The organism is Luteimonas notoginsengisoli (genome assembly GCF_042648885.1).
GTDB lineage: Bacteria > Pseudomonadota > Gammaproteobacteria > Xanthomonadales > Xanthomonadaceae > Luteimonas > Luteimonas notoginsengisoli.
On sequence record NZ_JBHRYF010000002.1, the window covers coordinates 24,267 to 44,711 of the forward strand.

The window sequence follows — 20,445 nt, forward strand, 5'->3', positions numbered from 1 at the left end:
GGCGGGGAAGGCTGCCGTCGTGCGCGGCCGGGGAGGGATCGATGGGCAAGACGATGCTGTTCGCGCTGGCGGCCTGCGGGCTGCTGGCCGCTTGCGGGGGTGGCGGCGCCGACCCGGCCGCCCCGGCGGCGTCCGCCGACACCGGCTACCAGAAGACCCTGCAGCAACAGCTGCTGGATGCCAAACCGGGCGACGTCATCGAGATCCCGGCCGGCCGCTTCAGCTTCGACCGCAGCCTCAGCCTGCGCGTGGACGGGGTGACCATCCGCGGCGCCGGCATGGACAAGACCGTGCTGAGCTTCAAGGACCAGCGCAGCGGCGCCGAGGGCCTGATCGTCAACGCCAGCGGCTTCACCCTGGAGAACCTTGCGATCGAGGACAGCAAGGGCGACGGGCTGAAGGTCAACGAGGGCGAGGACATCGTCATCCGCGGGGTGCGCGTGGAGTGGACCAATGGGCCGGATACCGACAACGGCGCCTACGGCCTGTACCCGGTGCAGACCAGGAACGTGCTGATCGAGGATTCGGTGGTGATCGGCGCGTCCGATGCCGGCATCTACGTGGGTCAGTCGCAGAACGTCGTGGTGCGCCGCAACCGCGCCGAGCGCAACGTCGCCGGTATCGAGATCGAGAACTGCATCAATGCCGACGTCTACGACAACGTCGCAACCGAGAACACCGGCGGGATCCTGGTGTTCAACATGCCCGACCTGCCGCAGCCCGGCCACACCGCGCGCGTGTTCAAGAACCGCATCTTCAAGAACAACACCGACAACTTCGGGCGCAAGGGCACGGCGGTGGCGGCGGTGCCGGCCGGCTCGGGCGTGGTGATCATGTCCAACGACCAGGTCGAGATCTTCGACAACGAGATCGCCGACAACAAGTCCGCCAACGTGCTGATCGCCAGCCACTACTCGGCCGGCTACGACAGCAAGTACAAGCCATCGGCGAAGTTCGATCCCTACCCGGAGCAGATCTTCATCCACGACAACCGATTTTCCGGCGGCGGCGATTCGCCCGACGGCCTGGACCTGAAAGCGTTGAAGATGGCGATGTTCGGCCTCAACGGCCATTTTCCCGACGTGTTCTGGGACGGCTACGCCAACGCCAAGCGCGAAGGCGGACCGCAGATCTGCGTTCAGGGCGCATCCGGCGTGCTCAACGCCGACGCACCCAACAAGTTCAAGAATCCGACCTCGGACGCCAAGCCGTTCGACTGCAGGCTCGATCCGCTGCCAGCGGTGGAGCTGAAGCAGGCTTGAGGGGCATGGCCGAACTCCTCTTCCGCCGTCACCCCCGGGAAGGCGGCAAGCCGGTGACCTTGCGTTTGCCGGCGCGTGGCTGCGTCCGGTCAAAGCGAGCAAGGCGATGCCGCGGGATCTTCGCGGGAACGATCGCAAGGGGACTGCTGTTCGCGATGTTCCTGCTTCTGGCGGCCTGCGCCCGGCCGCCCGCGCCGGTCACCTTCCACGCCAATGGCTATCCGGAAAAGCTCAGCGCGTGGAACGTCGTCTATCGCGACGGCGACGCGCTGGCCCTGAACGACCGGGTGGTGCCGTTCGACCTCAACACGCCGTTGTTCAGCGACTACGCGCACAAGCTGCGCACCGTCTGGATGCCAGACGGCGCGAGCGCGCGCTACCAGCCGCGCGAAGCGCTCGATTTTCCGGTCGGCACCATCATCAGCAAGACATTCTTCTATCCCCTGGCCGAGGGCACGGATGCGGTCGCGCGCACCGGCGACACCGCGCGCGACCATGCCGGCGAAGGCCTCGACCTGCGCAACGTGCGCATGATCGAGACGCGGCTGATGGTGCATCGGGAGCAGGGCTGGGTGGCGATCCCGTACGTCTGGAACGAAGCGCAGACCGAGGCGACGCTCGCGCGCACCGGTGCCGAAGTGCCGCTGCAGCTGGTTGCGGCCGATGGGGAGCGCGAAGACTTCGTCTATGAAGTGCCGGACCAGAACCAGTGCGCCGGCTGCCATGCCAGCAACAACACCACGCGCGAGATCAAGCTGCTCGGTCCGAAGGCGCGGCACCTGAACAAGGATTACGCCTATGCCGATGGGCGCGAGAACCAGCTCGCGCACCTGCAGAAGATCGGCTACCTGCGCGGGGTCCCGGCCAGCGGCGTGCCGCGCAACGCCGACTGGCGCGACGCCGCGCACGCGAGCCTCGACGATCGCGCGCGCGCCTACCTCGACATCAACTGCGGCCACTGCCACAACGAACAGGGGCCCGCGGACACGTCGGGCCTGTGGCTGGACATCGGCGACCACCCGCCGCGCCACCTTGGCCTGTGCAAGCCAACGGTGGCGGCCGGGCAGGGTACCGGCGACCATCGGTTCGGCATCGTCCCCGGCAAGCCGGACGAGTCGATCCTGGTCTACCGCATGGCCAGCGACGATCCGGGGGTGCGGATGCCGGAGCTGGGCCGCGATACGGTCCACCGCGAAGGCGTCGAGCTGATCCGCGCGTGGATCGCGGCGATGGAAGGGGATTGCGGGCAGATCTGAGCCGGACGCGGCGGACGCCGCGCCCGCGAACGACACACACCATCACTTGCAGCACACACCTGGGGAAGGGAGAACACGATGTCGCCGAAGCAAGGAATCCTCTGTACCTGCCTGCGCCGCGCGCTGCTGGGCGCGTGCGCCCTGCCCCTCGCGGCGTTGGCGCAACAGCCTTCGCCGGCACCGGCCGCGGCGCCGCAGGCGCAATCGGCGACCGATCCCGCGCCGCGCGACGATGCCCTGACCCTCGACCGCATCGTGGTCACCGCGCAGAGTCGCGAACAGGAACTGCAGGATGTGCCGATCGCGCTGCAGGTGATCGATGCGCAGATCATCGACGACGTCGCCGCCGAGGACCTGGGCGACCTCGACAGCTTCGTGCCCGGGCTGGTGGTCAACAGCCAGCAGCCCACGCAGCCGAGCTTCGAGCTGCGCGGCATCAGCACCGACGACTTCGGCATCGGCACCGACCCCGCGGTGGGTATCTACGTCGACGGCGTCTACGCCGGGCGCGGTGGCGGCGTGCTGCTGCCGTTCACCGACGTCGAGCGCATCGAGGTGCTCAAGGGCCCGCAGGGCACGCTGTTCGGCCGCAACACCGCCGCCGGCGCGATCTCGATCATCACCCGCAAGCCCGGCAACGAGCAGGAGGCGCGGGCGAAACTGCGCCTGGGCAATTACGGCAAGCAGTACTTCGAGGCGATGTTCAACCAGCCGGTGGGCGAGGAATCGGCGTTCCGCATCAACGGGCTGTTCAACCACAGCGACGGCTGGATCCAGGACGCGGTGACCGGCGAGGACCTCAACCCGGAGAACAACTGGGCCACGCGCGCGGCGTTCCGCACCCGCTTCGGCGACAACACTACCGCCACGATCAGCTGGGACCATGAAAGCCTCGACCAGCGCGCGGTGGCGACCACCGGCATCGTCGCGCTGCCGCCGGCGCCCGGGATCCCGGGGCTGCCGGTCGACGAATCGGCCTATCTCGACCCGCGCGAAATCCCGACCGTCAGCGACGCCGTCGGCAGCAGCGAGTTCCGGCGCTTCGACGGCGTCACCCTGATCGTGGACCACGCCTTCGAATGGGGCGGGCTGACGTCCACCACCTCGTGGCGCGACTACGACTCGGCCAACGCCGCGGTCGACGAGGACGGCACCAATCGCCGCGACCTGTACGTGGACTCGACCAACACCGAGAGCAACACCAGCGCCTACCAGGAGTTCAAGTTCAGGGGCAGCAGCGACCGCATCGACTGGGTGGCGGGTGCGAGCTACTTCCAGGAAAGCGCCGACCAGACCAGCGAGGTCAACACCTATACCGATGCGGTCGACACGATCGTGCGCAACCTCGGCATGGGGCTGCCGCCGTTCGTCGATCCGCAGGGGCGTCTGTTCGGCTTCGTCAGCGACGTGGCCGCGGCCAACGGGATTCCGCTGAGCCTGATGGGACACCGCTGGAACGAGAAGTTCATCAACACCGGCGAGACCAAGGCCTACGCCGTGTTCGGCGACGTGATCTGGCACGCCACCGACCGCCTCAACCTGACCTTCGGCCTGCGCTGGACCCGCGATGAGAAGGACTTCAGCTGGCTCAACAACCCGCGCTCGGCGCCGACCCTCGACGCGACGCTGGCGCAGCTGGATGCGATCGGGCTGTTTGCCGCGCTCAACCAGATGGGGCTGCCGATCTCGCCCGAGACCTTCATGTTCGACATCGCCTTCATCGATCCGCCGGCGATGCTCAACAAGGGCGTGCTCAACAAGGCCTCCAACTCCTGGACCGACCTGAGCCCGCGCTTCGTCGTCGACTACCACTTCAACGACGAGACCATGGCCTACGCCTCGCTGGCCAAGGGTTACAAGGCCGGCGGCTTCAACTCGTTGCAGATCGGCAGCGATTTCGACAACGAGGACGTGTGGAACTTCGAGACCGGCATCAAGCAGGCGTTCCCGGACCTGCGGCTGTCGTACAACGCGTCGGCGTTCTACTACGTCTACGACAACCGGCAGGCGGTGCGGCTGGACATGACCACGTCGATCCCTCGCTACGTGGTGGACACCTCGGACCTGGAGGCCTACGGCCTGGATTTCGACACCCGCTGGCAGGTCACCGACGGTCTGGCGCTGGACTTCAACGCGTCGTACATCGATTCGACCTACAAGGAATACATCACGCCTGAAGGCATCGACGTCAGCGGCCAGGCCACCGGAATCCCGAAGTGGTCGGCGGCGGTGGGCCTGGACTACCTGTGGCGGATGAACGACGCCGGCGACCTGCGCTTCGCCCTGCGCCACGCCTATCGCGGCGCGACCCGCTGCAGCGACGAGTCGCAGTCGCAGGGCACTTGCGGCATCAGCGAGGCGCTCGACCTGGGCGAATCGCAGCAGCTGACCAACGCGCGATTCGCCTGGACCTCGCCGCGGGGCCACTGGACCTGGGCGGTGTACGGCCGGAACCTGTTCGACCACCAGTACATCAACTCGCTGGGCACCTACGGCAAGACGGTGCTCGGCACCGTCGGCGCGCGCGTCAGCGAGCCACGGACCTACGGCGTCGAAGTGGCGGTGAAGTTCTGACATCCCGGGCTGCGTGGTTTCCCGGTGCCGCGTGGCACCGGGATCGCGGCGCCCGCGCGACTCAATCGCGGCCCGGCGCCTGCGGCACGTACTCGGAGCCTTCCTCGCGGTCGCGGTACAGCGCCGCACGCACCAGCAGCATCAGCGTGATCGGGGTGGTCACGCTGAGGAACACCCCGATCAGGATCTCGTTGTAGATCGGCCGCCCGTGCAGCACCGAGAAGCAGGTGATCGAGCCGGCCAGCATGAAGAATGTGCCAAGCGTGGTGCCGAGCGTGGGCGCGTGCACGCGCTGGTAGAAGTTCTTCAGCCTCAGCAGGCCGAGCGAACCGACGAAGGCCAGCAGCGCACCCGACAGCACCAGCACCGCGACCACGATCGCCGCCCACGGCGGCAGGGCATCGAGGTGGCTCATTCGATCACCTCGCCGCGCATCAGGAACTTGGACAGCGCCATGGTGCTGGCGAATCCCAGCAGCGCGATGACCAGCCCGGCCTCGACGTAGAGCATGCTGCCGGTGCGGATGCCGATGGTGAGCAGCAGGATCATCGCGTTGACGTACAGCGCGTCGAGCGCCACCACGCGGTCCTGCGCGCGCGGCCCGCGCACCATGCGGACGATCGAAAAGCCCATGGCCAGCAGCAGCAGGACCTGGGCCAGCGTGATCGCGACGAACAGCAGCGCGTGGCTCATTGGAAGATCTCCAGCAGGGGACGCTCGTAGCGCTGCTGGATCATGCCGACCCAGGCACCTTCGTCGACCAGGTCGAGGACGTGGATCAGCAGCACGCTCGCGGTGGCGTCGTAGCTGACCCAGATCGTGCCGGGCGTGGAGGTGATGATGCAGGCGAGCACGGCCAGGCCGTGGTGGTCGGTGAGGGTCAGCGGGATGGCGACGAAGCCCGAACGCACTTCCCCGGCGCCGCGCAGGATCAGCCGGGCGACGGCCAGATTCGAGCGCACGATGTCGAACGCCACCCGCAGCAGCAGCCGCGCCGCGAGCGGGTAGTGGCGGATGCGCGCCTTGGGCGGACGCAACAGGCCGAACACCCGGGCCAGCGCGATGCCCAGTGCGATGCCGAGCACGACCATGCCCGGCGACAGGCTCTGGTTGAGCACCAGCCAGATCAGCGCCAGCAGCGCGGTCAGCAGCGGGTAGGGCAGCCAGCGACGGAAGCGGGTCATGGGCGCGCGCCTCCCGCCGGCAGCACGCCGTGGATGTAGTGCGCCGGATCGTGCAGCTGGCGCGCGGCATCGTGCAGGTAGTCGAGCGGCGCCTGCGGCAGCACGGTCAGCAGCAGGCACAGGCCCAGCAGCAGCACGATCGCGCTGACCTCGGTGACGCGCGCCTGCGGGAAGCGCCGGTCCGGGTCTGCCCAGAAGATGTGGATGCCGGCGCGGCACATCGCCACCACCGTGCAGAAGCCGGCCACGATCACCAGCGTGAACAGCGTCAGCGTGACGGTCCGCGGCGCCGCGTCCAGGGCGAGCGTGCCGAGCATCGGCGAAAGCATGGCGAACTTGGCGAGGAAGCCCGACAGCGGCGGCAGGCCCGCCAGCACCAGCGCGCACGCCAGGAAGCTCACCGCCAGCATCGCCACCGGGGCCGGGATCACCACGCGGCTCTCGTCCTCGTCCGCATACAGCGTCGCGCTGCGCGCATCGGCGTCCACCGGTTCGTAAGGCTCCAGCTGCAGCGCGTCATCGGCTTCTTCCTCGCCCTGCGGCGAGACCAGGCCGGCGACCAGGAAGAACGTGGCGATGCCCAGGGTGGAGACCACGAGGTAGGCCAGCGCGCCGGCGGTGACGGCAGGCTGCTGCAGCGCGATCGCGCCCAGCAGCGTTCCCGAGGAAATGATCACGTTGTAGCCGGCAAGCTTGCCCAGGTCGCGCGCGCCGAGCATGCCGATGATGCCGGCGACGATCGTCGCCACGCCGCCCCACAGCAGCCAGCCGCTGCCGAAGCCGGTGGACGCCGGCCCCGCGCCGTCGCCGAACAGCAGCAGGCTCAGCCGCAGCAGCACGTAGATGCCGACCTTGGTCATCAGCGCGAACATCGCGGCGACCGCGGGCGCCGACGCGGCGTAGGTGCGCGGCAGCCAGAAGCCCAGCGGCCACATCGCGGTCTTGACCAGGAAGGCCACGCCGAGGATCGCCGCGCCCGCATGCAGCAGCGAGCGCGTGTTCTCCGGCACGGTCGGGATCATTTCCGCCAGCGCCGCCATGTTCAGGGTGCCCGTGACGCCGAAGATCAGGCTCACGCCGAGCAGGAACAGCATCGATGCGGTCAGGTTGACCACGATGTAATGCAGGCCGGCGCTGACCCGTCGCGCGCCCGAGCCGTGCAGCGCAAGTCCGTACGACGCCGCCAGCAGCACCTCGAAGAACACGAACAGGTTGAACAGGTCGCCGGTCAGGAACGCGCCGTTGAGCCCCATCAGCAGGAACTGGAACAGCGGCTGGAAATAGTTGCCGCGGTGCTGCCAGCGCGCCAGCGCCGCCGGCAGCACCGCGAGCGCGACCACCGCGGTCAGCGTCACCATCAGCGCCGACAGCCGATCGACCACCAGGACGATGCCGAAGCGCGCCGGCCAGTCGCCGATGCGGTAGACCGAGGCCATCGCGCCATCGCCCTGCTGCGCGGCCAGCAGCAGCATCGCCGCCACCACCACCAGCCCCAGGCACGACGCCAGGCTCAATGCCAGCACCGTGCGCTGGCGGCGTTCGCCGGCGATCAGCTGGAGCGCCGCCACCAGCAGCGGCAGCACGATCGGGGCGATGGCCAGGTGCGGGCTCACGGCGTGCCGTCCCCGCCGTCGACGTGGTCATTGCCGGTCAACCCTCGCGAGGTCAGCAGTACCACCAGGAACAGCGCCGTGGTCGCGAAGCCGATCACGATCGCAGTCAGCACCAGCGCCTGCGGCAGAGGATCGGTGTACTGCTCGATCTTTCCCGCCACCTCGCGCAACACCGGATCGGCGCCAGTGCGCAGGCCGCCGATGGAGAAGATGAAAAGATTCACCGCGTAGGAGATCAGGGTCAGCCCGATGATCACCTGGAAGGTGCGGGGACGCAGCAGCAGCCACGTCCCGGACGCGACCAGCACCCCGATGGCGATTGCCAGCACCAGTTCCATCAGCCGAGGCCCTCCGCTTCGAGCGTGCCGTCCGCGGTCACGATGGTGCCGCCGCGCGGCCGCCGCAGCGACTGGTGCGCCAATGCCACCAGCATCAGCGTGGTGGCGCCGACCACCAGGCAGAACACGCCCAGGTCGAACAGCACCGCCGTGGCGAGCGGGATGCGCCCGAACAGCGGCAGTTCGGCGTACTGGAAGTGCGAGGTCAGGAATGGATGCCCGAACAGCAGCGAGCCCAGGCCGGTCCCCACCGCCAGCAGCAGGCCGGCGCCGATCCAGCGCACCGGCCGCACGCGCAGGTGGGTCTCGACCCAGCGCGCACCGCGCGCCATGTACAGCAGAATCAGCGCTACCGACACCGTGATGCCGGCGGCGAAGCCCCCGCCGGGCAGGTCGTGCCCGCGCAGGAACAGGTGAAGGCCGAACAGCAGGATCACCGGGAACATCAGTTGCACGATCAAGCCCGGGATCATCAGGTAGTCGGCCAGCGACTGGTCGATGACGCGGTCGGACCCGGCCAGGTCAGAGACCGAATTGTGGCGCTGCCGGCGCAGCGAGTTGATGCTTTCCGCCGCCGGACGGAAACGGCGCAGCAGCACGAACACCGTCAGCGCCACGATCGCCAGCACGCTGATCTCGCCCAGCGTGTCGAAGCCGCGGAAATCGACCAGGATCACGTTGACCACGTTGCGCCCGCCGCCTTCGAGATAGGCGCGCTCGAGGAAGAACCGCGAAATCGAATCCTCGACCGGGTGCATCATCGCCGCGTACGCGAGGCTGGCCACGCCGGCGCCCACGACCAGGGCGATCAGCGCGTCGCGCCAGCGTTTCAGGCGCGTGAGCGGGCCATCGGGTGACAGCCCCTGGATGCGCTTGGGCAGCCAGCGCAGGCCAAGCAGGATCAGGATTGTCGTCACCACTTCCACCAGCAGCTGGGTGGCGGCCAGATCGGGCGCCGACAACCACACGAAACTGATGCATGACACCAGCCCCGCGCCGCCGGTGAGCACCAGGGACGCGAGACGGTGGAACTTGGCCTGGGTGGCGGCGCCGATCGCGCACGCCACGCCGAGCAGCCATAGCAGCGCGAATGCCGGATCGATGCTGTCCCAGCGCGGCGACGGCGCGTCGAACGGCGCGGTGGTCGCCGCCAGGCTGCCGGCCAGCAGCGCCGCCAGCACGATCAGCAGCAACTGCGGCTGCAGACGCCTGCCGGGGAAGAAGCGCGCGAGCCAGCCCGGCACGTCCACCGTCAGGGCCGACAGCAAGCGTTCGAAGATCCGTTTGCCGCTGATCCGTCCGACCAGAGGCGCGGCCCCGCCGCGCCTGAAGCAGCCCAGCAGCGCCGCGTACAGCAGGCAGCCGGCGACGAAGGCGACGACGCTCATCTGCAGCGGCGTCGTCCAGCCGTGCCAGATCGCCAGGCTGTAGGTCGGCGTCTGCGCACCCAGCACCGACTGTGCGGCCGCTGCCAGCGACGGGCCGATCACCTGCGCCGGCAGGATCCCGACCAGCAAGCAGGCCAGCGCCAGCAGCCCGATCGGCACGCGCATCCAGCGCGGCGGCTCGTGCGGCTGGCGCGGCAACTGTGGCGGCACGGGACCGAAGAACACGCCGCGCACGAAGCGCAGCGAATAGGTCACGCCGAATGCGCTGGCCGCGATCGCCAGCACCAGCGGCACCACGTCGACCAGCACCCCGCGCTGCGCCGCCAGCGTTTCGGCGAAGAACATCTCCTTCGACAGGAAGCCGTTGAGCAGCGGCACGCCCGCCATCGCCGCGCCCGCGACGACTGCCAGCGCCGCGGTGATCGGCATGAAGCGCCGCAGGCCGCCCAGCCGGCGCAGCTCGCGCGTCCCGGCCTCGTGGTCCACCGCGCCGGCGGCCATGAACAGCGACGCCTTGAAGGTGGCGTGGTTGACGATGTGGAAGATCGCCGCGACCACGCCCAGCGTGCTGCCCAGGCCGAGCAGCATCGTGATCAGGCCCAGGTGGCTGATCGTGGAATACGCCAGCACGGCCTTGAGGTCCTGCTGGAACATCGCGGCGTACGCACCCAGCACCAGGGTAGCCAGACCGGCACAGGACACCATCCAGAACCATTCATCGGTGCCGGCCAGCACCGGCCAGAAGCGCACCAGCAGGAACACGCCTGCCTTCACCATCGTCGCCGAGTGCAGGTAGGCCGACACCGGCGTCGGCGCCGACATCGCATGTGGCAGCCAGAAGTGGAACGGGAACTGCGCGCTCTTGGTCAGTGCGCCCAGCAGCACCAGCACCAGCGCGGGCGTGTACAGCGCGTGCGCGCGCACCAGGTCGCCCGCCACCAGGATCGCGTCGAGGTCGTAGCTGCCGACGATGTGGCCGAGCAGCAGCACGCCCGCCAGCAGGCACAGCCCGCCGCCCGAGGTGACGATCAGCGCCATCCGCGCGCCATCGCGTGCCGAGGCGCCGTGGTACCAGTAGCCGATCAGCACGAAGGACAGCAGGCTGGTCAGTTCCCAGAAGAACACCAGCTGGATCACGTTGCCCGACATCACGATGCCGAGCATCGCGCCCATGAACACCAGCAGCAGGGCGAAGAACCGCGACAGCGGATCGTCCGCCGGCATGTAGTAACGGGCGTAGATGCCCACCAGCATGCCGATGCCGCAGATCAGCAGCATGAACAGCCAGCTGAAGCCGTCCACCCGCAGGGTGAAATCCAGGCCCAGCGAAGGCGCCCATGCGAACACGTGGCGCAGCGCGTCGCCGCCGGCAATGGCCGGATACAGCAGCGCGGTGAGCAGCAGGCAGGCCAAGGCGGTGGAGGTCATCAGCCATGCCGCCACGTTGCGGCCGCGGTCGCGCAACGCGAACACCACCAGGCTCGCCACGAAGGGCAGCCAGAGGATGGCGCTTGGCACGACGTGGTCAGGCATCAGGCATGGCTCTTGGAAGGGACGGGGATCACGGGCGACAACCGGCGATGGCCGGCACGCGCGCGGTCGCGCGGGCCGTCGTTCGTTATCGCGGTCTTTGGACAGGACTCGGTTGGCAGGGGCTCCGCGGTCGGGATGGGAAAGCGGCAGCGCCAGCGCAGTGGCGACTCCGCAGGATCCGGCGTGCCCCGGCAGGCGCTGTTGCGTGCGCGGAAATCGGCGGCCAGAGAGCGTGGATGGATCGTGCGACGCGGCTTGGCTGGCATTCGATTCTATACGGCGGCGGCCGCGAACTGGCGTCCATCCGGTGGTGGGCCGCCAGCCGAAGCCCACGCGCCGCGACGCGAGACAAGTCCCGACGCGCCGTTGCGGACAAGTCCCACGCGCGGGTGGGGATCGCCGGGGTTTTTGTTTGCATGCGATCCCGGCATCCTTGTGCAATGCCGGTTCCTGCTGCCGATGCCTCGCCTGATCCTGCCCACGCCCCCCTGACCTGCCTGCCGGGCGTCGGTCCGCGCGTGGCGGAGAAGCTGGCCGCATGCGGGATGACGACGCTGCAGGACCTGTGGCTGCAACTGCCGCGGCAATACGAGGACCGCACCCGGCTGAGTCCCATCCGCGCGCTGCAGGCGGGGATCGCGACCCAGGTCGAGGGCGTGGTCGAAGCGGTCGAGCGCGGCTTCCGCTATCGGCCGATGCTGCGCGTGGCGATCGGCGACGAGTCGAACGCCACCCTGGTGCTGCGCTTCTTCCATTTCCGCGCGGCGCAGGTCGCGCAGTTCGAGCCCGGTGCGCGCGTGCGCTGCTATGGCACGCCGCGGCTCGGACAGCATGGTCTGGAGATCGTGCATCCCAGCTACCGGGTCGTCGGCGATCACGAAGCCGGCGCGCTCGGCGATCGCCTGGACCCCGTCTATCCGGCGATCGAAGGCGTCGGGCCGGCCACGCTGCGCAAGCTGATCGGGCAGGCGCTCGATCGCCTGCCCGACGCGGCGACGCTCGAACTGCTGCCGCGCGAATGGCTCGCCGCAGGCGATTTGCCCGGGCTGCGCGAAGCGCTGCTGGCGATGCATCGCCCGCCGCAGGACGCCGACATCGCGGCGCTGATCGCCGGCACCCATCCGGCACAGCGCCGGCTGGCCCTGGAAGAGCTGCTTGCCCACCACCTGAGCCTGCGCCGCCAGCGCATCGCGCTGCAGGCGCATGCCGCGCCTGTGCTCCAGGGCGGCGCCTTGCCAGAGCGCCTGCGGGCGACGTTGCCCTTCGCGCTGACCGGCGCGCAGGACAGGGTGTTCGCGCAGATCCGCGCCGACCTGGGCAAGCCGGTGCCGATGCTGCGCCTGGTGCAGGGCGACGTGGGGTCGGGCAAGACCGTAGTCGCTGCGCTTGCTGCGATGCTCGCGGTGGAAGGCGGTCACCAGGTTGCGCTGATGGCGCCGACCGAGCTGCTCGCCGAACAGCACCTGGCCAACCTGCGCGCGTGGCTCGAGCCGCTGGGCGTGCGCATCGCCTGGCTCGCCGGCAAGGTGACCGGGCGCGCGCGCGCCACGACGCTGGCGGAGGTTGCCGATGGCCGGGCGCAGGTCGTGGTCGGCACGCACGCGCTGATGCAGGAGGGCGTCGCGTTCCGCGACCTCGCGCTGGCGATCGTCGACGAGCAGCACCGCTTCGGCGTGCACCAGCGCCTCGCCCTGCGCGACAAGGGCGGCGAGGGCGGCCGCGTGCCGCACCAGCTGGTGATGACCGCCACTCCGATCCCGCGCACGCTGGCGATGGCCGCGTACGCCGACCTGGACGTCTCGGCGATCGACGAACTGCCGCCGGGCCGCACGCCGGTGCAGACCGTGGTGCTCGGCGCGCAGCGGCGTCCGGAGCTGATCGAGCGCATTCGCGGCGCGTGCGCGGAAGGCCGCCAGGCGTACTGGGTCTGCACGCTCATCGACGAGTCCGACGAGATCGTCGCCCAAGCGGCGCAAAGCACGTTCGAACTGCTGTCCGCGGCGCTGCCGGAACTGCGGGTCGGCTTCGTGCACGGACGCATGAAGGCCGGCGAGAAGCAGTCGGCGATGCGCGCGTTCAAGGCCGGCGAGCTCGACCTGCTGGTGGCGACGACCGTGATCGAGGTCGGCGTCGACGTTCCCAACGCTTCGCTGATGATCGTCGAAAATGCCGAGCGCCTCGGCCTGGCGCAGTTGCACCAGCTGCGTGGCCGCGTCGGCCGTGGCAGCGCGGCATCGAGCTGCGTGCTGCTGTACCAGTCGCCGCTGTCGCAGATGGCGCGGCAGCGACTGGAGACGATGCGCGAAACCGGTGACGGCTTCGTCATCGCCGAAAAGGACCTGGAGCTGCGCGGCCCGGGCGAACTCCTCGGCACGCGGCAGACCGGGCTCGTCGCGTTCCGCGTCGCCGACCTGGCCCGCGATGCCGACCTGCTGCCGTTGGTGCACGAATTCGGCGAACGCCTGCAGCGCGAAGCGCCGGAAATCGCGGACAGGCTGGTCGAACGCTGGATCGGTGGCGCCGCGCGCTACGCCTCGGCTTAGACCTGCCAACACCATGCTTGCCATCAACGGGTCAGGCGAACTTTCGCCCCGCGCCCGGGGGTGCGACACTCACCCGCCGAGCAGAGCAACGATCAGATGACCGAACGGATTCCGCTGTTGATCGACACCGATCCCGGCGTCGACGATGCGCTTGCGCTTTTGATGGCCTTCGCCGACCCCCGCCACGACGTGGTCGGGCTCACCATCGCCGCCGGCAACGTCGGCCTGCGCCATACCGTCGCCAATGCGCTGAAGCTATGCGAAGTGGCCGGTCGCAGCGACATCCCCGTGTATGCCGGCTGCGAGGCGCCCCTGCTGTATCCCTCTCCCGACGCCGGCAACGTGCACGGCCAGGACGGCTTCGGCGACGTCGGCTACGAGGCCGCGATCCGGCAGCCGGAAGCCGAACACGCCGCGCACGCGATCCTGCGTCTGTCCCACCAGCACGCGGGGAAACTGCTGCTGGTCGCGCTGGGCCCGCTGACCAACCTCGCGCTGGCGCTGAAGCTCGACCCCACGCTGCCCGAGCGCATCGCGCGGCTGGTGGTGATGGGCGGCGCGGTGACCTGCCACGGCAACATCACCCCGGCGGCCGAGTTCAACGTCTATTTCGACCCCGAGGCCGCGCACATCGTCTTCGAGGCTTTTCCCCGCTTCGACCTCGCCGACTGGGAGGCGACCGTCGCCCACGGCCTGCACCACGACTCGGTGGTGCAATGGTTGCGCAGCGGCGGTGACGTCGCGGCCTTCTACGAACGCATCTCGCGCAAGACCCGCGAGTGGTCGGCGGACCGCCGCGGAGACCATTGGCATTCCGCCGACGGGTTGGCCATGGCCTACGCGCTGCAGCCGGACGGGGCGCTGGAAACCGCCGAGCGCGCGCTGGACGTGGCCCTGGACGGGCCCCACAGCCGCGGGGCGACGATCGTCGACTGGCAGCGCCAGACCGGCCGGCCCGACCGGGCGCGGATCCTGCTGCGCTACGACCAGGCGCGCTTCGAGGCCCTGGTGCAGGGCGCGGTGGGCGCCGCCTGAGGTGGCTTGCGCCGGGCGGGAAAGCCGGGCTAAAATGCCGCTCTTGTCCACAGCAGAACCGGTGCCGCCATGAAGGCCGACATCCACCCCCAATACAACGAAGTCGTGTTCCAGGACGTGACTTCCGATTTCAAGTTCCTCACCCGCTCGACCCTTGGCAGCAAGGAGACGATCAAGTGGGACGACGGCAACGAGTATCCGCTGGTCAAGATCGACATCTCGTCGGCGACCCACCCGTTCTACACGGGCCAGAACAAGATCATGGATACCAGCGGCCGCGTGGACAAGTTCCGCAAGCGCTACGCGAAGTAACCACGCGGGACAACGCGCCTGCGCGCACGGACGGCCGCCACAGTGCGGCCGTTGTCGTTTCCGGTCGCGCGTGGCGCCTCGCGAAAGCGCGGAACACTGCGTCCGGCCGCAAGTCTCCCTCGCCGGATTCGGGCTTCGCGGTGCTGTGCGATAATTGCTGCATCGCGGCAAGCCGCGGCTTCCATCCATCCCTTGCCAGGGCCAGCGAGCAGTGTCCGGGCGGGCCACGAGGAGTGCACCAGTGACCGAACCAACTGCAATCGACCAAGTCACGCTCAACGCCGGCGACAAGGCGGTCACGCTGCCCGTGGCGCGCGGCACGCTCGGGGCGCCCTGCATCGAAATCGCGAAGCTGCCGAAGGAAACCGGCTGCTTCACCTACGATCCCGGCTTCACCGCCACGGCCTCGTGCCGCTCGGCGATCACCTACATCGACGGCGACGCCGGCGTGCTGCTGTACCGCGGCTATCCGATCGAACAGCTGGCGAAAGACTCGAGCTTCCTCGAGGTCGCCTACCTGCTGATGCACGGCGAACTGCCCGACAAGCAGGCGTTCACCGGCTTCGAGCACGACGTCACCCACCACACGATGCTGCACGAAGCCTTCAAGGGCTTCCTCGGTGGCTTCCGCCACGACGCGCATCCGATGTCGATGCTGGTCGGCATGCTCGGCTCGATGGCCAGCTTCTATCACAACGACCTGGACTACGACGATCCGCAGCAGCGCCGCCTGGCCGCGATCCGCCTGATCGCCAAGCTGCCGACCATCGCCGCCGCCTGCCACCGCCACTCGGTGGGCTGGCCGCTGCGCTATCCACGCAACAACCTCGAGTACGTCGACCGCTTCCTGCACATGATGTTCGAAGTGCCGAGCGGCCCGCTGGAGATGAACCCGGTCGCTGCCAAGGCGCTGGACCTGCTGTTCATCCTGCACGCCGACCACGAGCAGAACGCAAGCACCTCCACGGTCCGCCTGGTCGGTTCCACCGGCGCCAATCCCTACGCCTGCATCGCCGCCGGCGTGGCAGCGCTGTGGGGCCCGGCGCACGGCGGCGCCAACGAGGCCGTGCTCAAGATGCTGGCCGAGATCGGCAACGCCAAGCACGTGCAGTCGGCGGTCGACAAGGCCAAGGACAAGGAGTCGGGCTTCCGCCTGATGGGCTTCGGCCACCGCGTCTACAAGAACTTCGACCCGCGCGCGAAGATCATCCGCGAGATGTGCCACCAGGTGCTCGAGGAGCTGGGCGTCGACGATCCGCTGCTGGAAGTGGCGATGAAGCTCGAGGAAGCCGCGCTCAAGGACGACTACTTCGTGCAGCGCAAGCTGTACCCGAACGTCGACTTCTACTCCGGCATCATCTACAAGGCGCTGGGCATCCCGACCGAGATGTTCACGGTGATGTTCGCCATCGCCCGCACCGCGGGCTGGGTCGCGCACTGGCTGGAACAGCAGGAGGATCCGGAATTCAAGATCGGCCGCCCGCGGCAGATCTACACCGGGCACGACGTGCGCGACTACGTGGCGGTCGACAAGCGCTGAATCTCCCGCGCCCCGTCTCGCAACAAGCAAACGCCCCGCATTGCGGGGCGTTTTTCGTTCGATTGTCGAGTAGGAAGTGTTCGATTGCGCGCGGCTACCTGACGGGCCCCGCGCGTCCGGCAGGCCTTCGGAGCGAATGTCCTCCGGCGTTCGCCTGGCGGCGACGCCTCCCCCTTGATTTCGCCCCGAACGCCCGCCGGACGCGGCGGCGCTATCGGATTGCAGGCTTGCCGAAAGGCAAGATCTGCTCGGCAACCACTGCCACCGCGAAAAACCGGGATGCAGGGATGCGAATGCCCTTGGAGGCGAATGTCCCCTGGCGTCGGCCCTTGGCCAACGCCTCCTCCTTGATTTCGCCTCCAAGGGCATTCGCATCCCGCCCACCGCTATCCGCAGACGCAGCGCTCTCCGGCTGCAAAAAATTCCGCGCGCGCGTCGTTCAATCCTTCCCGGCTTCGTAACCGTCGATCTCGTCCTGCGCCAGCAGGGCGCGCAGCTGCGCGGCAGAGGCGCGCCTCATCGGCTTCTCGTCGATGCCTGACAGCGGTGCCTGGCGCAGGGCGTCGGCCGGCAGTACGGTCAGGTCGAACGTCAGGTCCTCGGCGCTGAAGATCCAGACCGGGAAGTCGCCCTCGCGCATGCGGTCCAGGCGCAGGTGGCGGTTGCGGGCATCCGCGGGGATGCGGTGCTCCTCGAGGAAGCGCGGCACCGCGTCCGGATCGTCGTCGTAGAGCTGCAATGCGACCGCAGAATTGTCGTCCGCGGTGCCGTCGAGCACCGGCCCGACCAGGCGAGCGTCGAAGCCGGCGAAGAATTCCAGCGCGCGCAGCGCGGCCTCGCGGCGCAGGCGCACGGCAGCGCGGTGGCTGTCGCCGAGGAACAGGCGCTGGTACTCGCGCAGCGCGTCCTCGATCTCGCGGTTGCGCGGCAGCGAGGCGTCGTCGTGGATGCCAAGCCGGCTGGCGGCTTTCAGCTTGGCCTGGTGGAAATCGCGGATGCCGCCTTCGACCATCAGCTTCGCGGCTTCGTGGGCGAGGCGGTGCCGGCGTTCGCGCGTGCGCGTTTCGGCGTGCTGACGGGCGCGGTGCATGTTGCCTCCCAGCCGGAGATCCGCCTCGACTTTACAGGATGCCGCGTGGAAGTCGATCCGCCGCCGGCGCCCCACGGCCCGCGACCGGGCAGGACCGCGAGCCGATCCCGCGGCCTTGGCGACCGCGCGCGGGCGCGTCAGAAAATGTCGAACGCTTCCTCGTCCAGCGTCTCGTCGCTGCTGTAGTCGGTGTAGTTCTGCATCCGTTCGAGATCCTCTACCTTCACGTATTCGGTGATCCCGCCGCTGCCGCCGGGGATCAGCGTGCCGTTGGCCGCGACCGACACCTTGACCATGCCTTCGGGCGGGTCGTTGGGCATGATCGGCCGGTCCTTCAGCGCGGTACGCATGTACTCGATCCAGATCGGCAGCGCCGCGCGGCCGCCGTACTCGCGGTAGCCGAGCGAGCGGAAGTCGTCGCGGCCAACCCAGACGGTGGTGACGACGTCGCCGCCAAGGCCGGAGAACCAGGCGTCGCGGTAATCGTTGGTCGAACCGGTCTTGCCGGCCACGTCTTCGCGGTCCAGGACCTTCGCCGCGGTCCCGGTCCCGCGCTGCACGACGTCGCGCATCATCGACACGATCTGGTAGGCCACGCGCGGATCAATCGCGCGCGGTGCCAGCACCGTGTCCGCGGGCGGGGGCGCCGGCTTCTGCTCCGGCGCCTTGGTGGCCTCGTCGGGACCCTGGGCCGGCTTGGCCGACGCGTCCTTGGCCGGGCCGAGGTTGAACCCGTCGACGACGTTGGAGACCACGACCGCCTGCGTGCTGCCGGTCGCGGTGCAGCTGCGGCACGCGGTCGGCGGCTTTTCCTTGAAGATGACCTTGTTGTCGCGGTCGCGGACCTCGTCGATGAACCACGGCGTGATCCGGAAGCCGCCATTGGCGAACACCGAATAGCCGCGCGCGATGTCCATGGGCGGCAGCGACGCGGTGCCCAGCGACATTGACAGGTTGGGCGGCAGCAGCGCTTCGTCAATGCCGAAATGGCTGATGTAGCGGCGCGCGTAGTCCACCCCGATCGCGTCGAGCAGGCGCACCGACACCAGGTTGCGCGATTGCACCAGCGCTTCGCGCAGCCGCATCGGGCCGGCGAAGTTGCCGCTGTCGTTCTGCGGCCGCCACACCTTGCCGCCGCGCATGCGGAACACCACCGGCGCGTCGAGCACGATCGAGGCCGGGTTGTAGCCGCGCTCGAACGCCGCGGCGTACAGGAACGGCTTGAAGCTCGATCCGGGCTGGCGCCGCGCCTGGGTGGCGCGGTTGAACTTGCTGCCGGCGAAGCTGAAACCGCCGGACAGGGCCAGCAGCGCGCCGTTCTCGGGATTCAGCGACACCAGGGCCGACTGCCCGCGCGGCAGCTGGTCGAGGCGCCAGGACACCTTCACCTCGGGCGCGGCGACGGTCTCGGCATCGGCATCGGCGGTCGCCGCGGCAGCCTCGCCCGGCTTGCCTGCCTTCTTCTCGTCGCCGGCCTTCTTCACCGGCGTCTCGATCCTGCGTACCCGGACCATGTCGCCGCGCTTGGCTAGCGCCGACGGCGCACGGCCGGTCCAGCGGCTGGTGCTGGCATCGAGCGTCAGCGTGGTTTCGTCGGCCAGCACCACGTCGATGCTGCCGTTCCCGCTGCGCGTGACCACCGCCGGCAGCAGCCCTGCCTGCGCGGGAATGCGGCGCAGGCGCGCGGCCGTGGTCGCGGCGTCCTCGTCGTCGGCGAGGTCAAAATGCTGTTCGATCTTGTTCCAGCCATGCCGGTGGTCGTAGATCTCCAGGCCGTTGCGGATCGCGAGGTCGGCAGCGGCCTGCAGGGTCGGATCGATCGTGGTGGTGACGTGGTAGCCGCGGGTCAGCACGTCGCCGCCGTAGCGCGCCACCATTTCCTGGCGGACCATTTCCGCGACGTAGGGCGCGTTCACCTCGATCGGGCGCTCGTGCGGGCTGGCGTGCATCGGCACCGCCCGGGCCTGCGCGGCTTCGGCCGTGGAGATGAACCCCAGTTCGGCCATGCGGCTGAGCACGTAGTTGTCGCGCCGCTCGCGGGCGCGCTCGGGGTTGGACAATGGATTGCCGCTGGACGGGAATTTCGGGATCGACGCCAGCGACGCCATTTCGTCCAGGTCCAGCTGGTCGAGCGTCTTGCCGTAGTAGAACTCGGCCGCCGCGCCGACGCCGTACGCGCGATTGCCGAAGAACGACTTGTTGAGGTAGAGCTCGAAGATCTCGTCCTTGGTCAGCTCGCGCTCCATCTTCATGGCCAGCAGCATCTCGGCCAGCTTCCGCGAGTAGCTGTACTCCGAGCTCAGGAAGATCTGCCGCGCAACCTGCTGGGTGATCGTCGATCCGCCCGGAACGCGCTTGTCGCTGGTGGTCGCGAGCAGCCACACCGCGCGGGCCACGCCCTTGTAGTCGACGCCGTGGTGTTCGTAGAAGCGCGCGTCCTCGGTCGCCAGGAACGCCTGTTTTACGCGCTCGGGCACCTGTTCGATGTCCACGGGATACCGCCGGGTCTCGCCGAACAGCGCCATCAGGCGTCCGTCCTTGGCATAGACGTACATCGGCTCCTGCATTTCCATGTGGCGCAGGCTCTGCACGTCGGGGAGCTTGGAGGACACGACGAAGTACAGTGTCGCCAGGGCGAGGCCGCCCAACAGGATCGCGGCGAGGGAAGCGAGCAGCGCCCAGCGCAGCAAACGACGAAAACGTGGCATCAGTGGAAATTTCCTGTGGCGCGCATTGCGGGACTCGGAGGCGCGGAGTATAGAGGAGCGGGCTTCGGG

General features: G+C 68.8%; 15 protein-coding genes. 7 read left to right on the top strand and 8 right to left on the bottom strand.

The window, feature by feature from the left end; genetic code table 11:
- Positions 1-41: 41 nt before the first annotated feature.
- The 3 genes from ACFOM9_RS05800 (at position 42) to ACFOM9_RS05810 (ending at position 5,092) form a co-directional block, all read left to right on the top strand.
- Positions 42-1,262, top strand: a complete 1,221-nt coding sequence (locus tag ACFOM9_RS05800) for a parallel beta-helix domain-containing protein (protein ID WP_386707474.1) — start codon at positions 42-44, stop codon at positions 1,260-1,262.
- 155 nt (positions 1,263-1,417) lie between these two features.
- The gene (locus ACFOM9_RS05805; protein WP_386707477.1) at positions 1,418-2,518 is read left to right on the top strand and encodes an SO2930 family diheme c-type cytochrome; all 1,101 of its coding nucleotides are present in this window, start codon (positions 1,418-1,420) and stop codon (positions 2,516-2,518) included.
- Positions 2,519-2,596: 78 nt separating this feature from the next.
- A complete protein-coding gene (locus ACFOM9_RS05810) occupies positions 2,597-5,092 on the top strand; it encodes a TonB-dependent receptor (RefSeq protein WP_386707480.1) in 2,496 nt (831 codons plus the stop codon).
- A 61-nt stretch (positions 5,093-5,153) separates the two neighbouring features.
- Here the strand turns inward: ACFOM9_RS05810 and mnhG are convergent, their stop codons facing one another.
- Genes mnhG through ACFOM9_RS05840 form a run of 6 tightly spaced genes read right to left on the bottom strand, consistent with a single transcriptional unit; the run spans position 5,154 to position 11,148 of the window.
- On the bottom strand, positions 5,154-5,507 hold the full coding sequence (gene mnhG / locus ACFOM9_RS05815; protein WP_386707483.1) for a monovalent cation/H(+) antiporter subunit G: 354 nt from the start codon (positions 5,505-5,507) through the stop codon (positions 5,154-5,156).
- The gene (locus ACFOM9_RS05820; RefSeq protein WP_386707486.1) at positions 5,504-5,785 is read right to left on the bottom strand and encodes a K+/H+ antiporter subunit F; all 282 of its coding nucleotides are present in this window, start codon (positions 5,783-5,785) and stop codon (positions 5,504-5,506) included. Before ACFOM9_RS05820 ends, mnhG begins: the two co-directional genes overlap by 4 nt.
- Positions 5,782-6,276 (bottom strand): Na+/H+ antiporter subunit E, encoded by a 495-nt coding sequence (locus tag ACFOM9_RS05825; protein ID WP_386707488.1) that lies wholly within the window; start codon positions 6,274-6,276, stop codon positions 5,782-5,784. Before ACFOM9_RS05825 ends, ACFOM9_RS05820 begins: the two co-directional genes overlap by 4 nt.
- Positions 6,273-7,889: a monovalent cation/H+ antiporter subunit D gene (locus ACFOM9_RS05830; RefSeq protein WP_386707491.1), complete on the bottom strand. Its 1,617-nt coding sequence runs from the start codon at positions 7,887-7,889 to the stop codon at positions 6,273-6,275. The genes ACFOM9_RS05825 and ACFOM9_RS05830 overlap by 4 nt, the downstream gene beginning before the upstream one ends.
- Positions 7,886-8,227, bottom strand: a complete 342-nt coding sequence (locus tag ACFOM9_RS05835; RefSeq protein WP_386707493.1) for a Na+/H+ antiporter subunit C — start codon at positions 8,225-8,227, stop codon at positions 7,886-7,888. Before ACFOM9_RS05835 ends, ACFOM9_RS05830 begins: the two co-directional genes overlap by 4 nt.
- Entirely contained in the window at positions 8,227-11,148 is a 2,922-nt protein-coding gene (locus ACFOM9_RS05840; protein WP_386707496.1) for a monovalent cation/H+ antiporter subunit A, read from the bottom strand. The genes ACFOM9_RS05835 and ACFOM9_RS05840 overlap by 1 nt, the downstream gene beginning before the upstream one ends.
- A gap of 440 nt (positions 11,149-11,588) precedes the next feature.
- Here ACFOM9_RS05840 and recG point away from each other — a divergent pair, with 440 nt between their 5' ends.
- From recG to ACFOM9_RS05860, 4 genes are all read left to right on the top strand, one after another.
- Entirely contained in the window at positions 11,589-13,691 is a 2,103-nt protein-coding gene (recG, locus tag ACFOM9_RS05845; protein WP_386707499.1) for an ATP-dependent DNA helicase RecG, read from the top strand.
- A gap of 96 nt (positions 13,692-13,787) precedes the next feature.
- Positions 13,788-14,726, top strand: coding sequence for a nucleoside hydrolase (locus ACFOM9_RS05850; protein ID WP_386707502.1), 939 nt, complete (start codon positions 13,788-13,790; stop codon positions 14,724-14,726).
- Between the two features lie 69 nt (positions 14,727-14,795).
- The gene (locus ACFOM9_RS05855) at positions 14,796-15,038 is read left to right on the top strand and encodes a type B 50S ribosomal protein L31 (RefSeq protein ID WP_386707505.1); all 243 of its coding nucleotides are present in this window, start codon (positions 14,796-14,798) and stop codon (positions 15,036-15,038) included.
- A 241-nt stretch (positions 15,039-15,279) separates the two neighbouring features.
- Positions 15,280-16,578: a citrate synthase gene (locus ACFOM9_RS05860; protein ID WP_386707508.1), complete on the top strand. Its 1,299-nt coding sequence runs from the start codon at positions 15,280-15,282 to the stop codon at positions 16,576-16,578.
- 439 nt (positions 16,579-17,017) lie between these two features.
- Here the strand turns inward: ACFOM9_RS05860 and ACFOM9_RS05865 are convergent, their stop codons facing one another.
- Positions 17,018-17,668, bottom strand: a complete 651-nt coding sequence (locus tag ACFOM9_RS05865) for a hypothetical protein (RefSeq protein ID WP_386707512.1) — start codon at positions 17,666-17,668, stop codon at positions 17,018-17,020.
- A 137-nt stretch (positions 17,669-17,805) separates the two neighbouring features.
- Positions 17,806-20,376 carry a penicillin-binding protein 1A gene (locus ACFOM9_RS05870; protein ID WP_386707515.1) on the bottom strand — a complete coding sequence of 857 codons (2,571 nt, stop codon included), beginning with the start codon at positions 20,374-20,376 and terminating at the stop codon, positions 17,806-17,808.
- Positions 20,377-20,445: the final 69 nt, after the last annotated feature.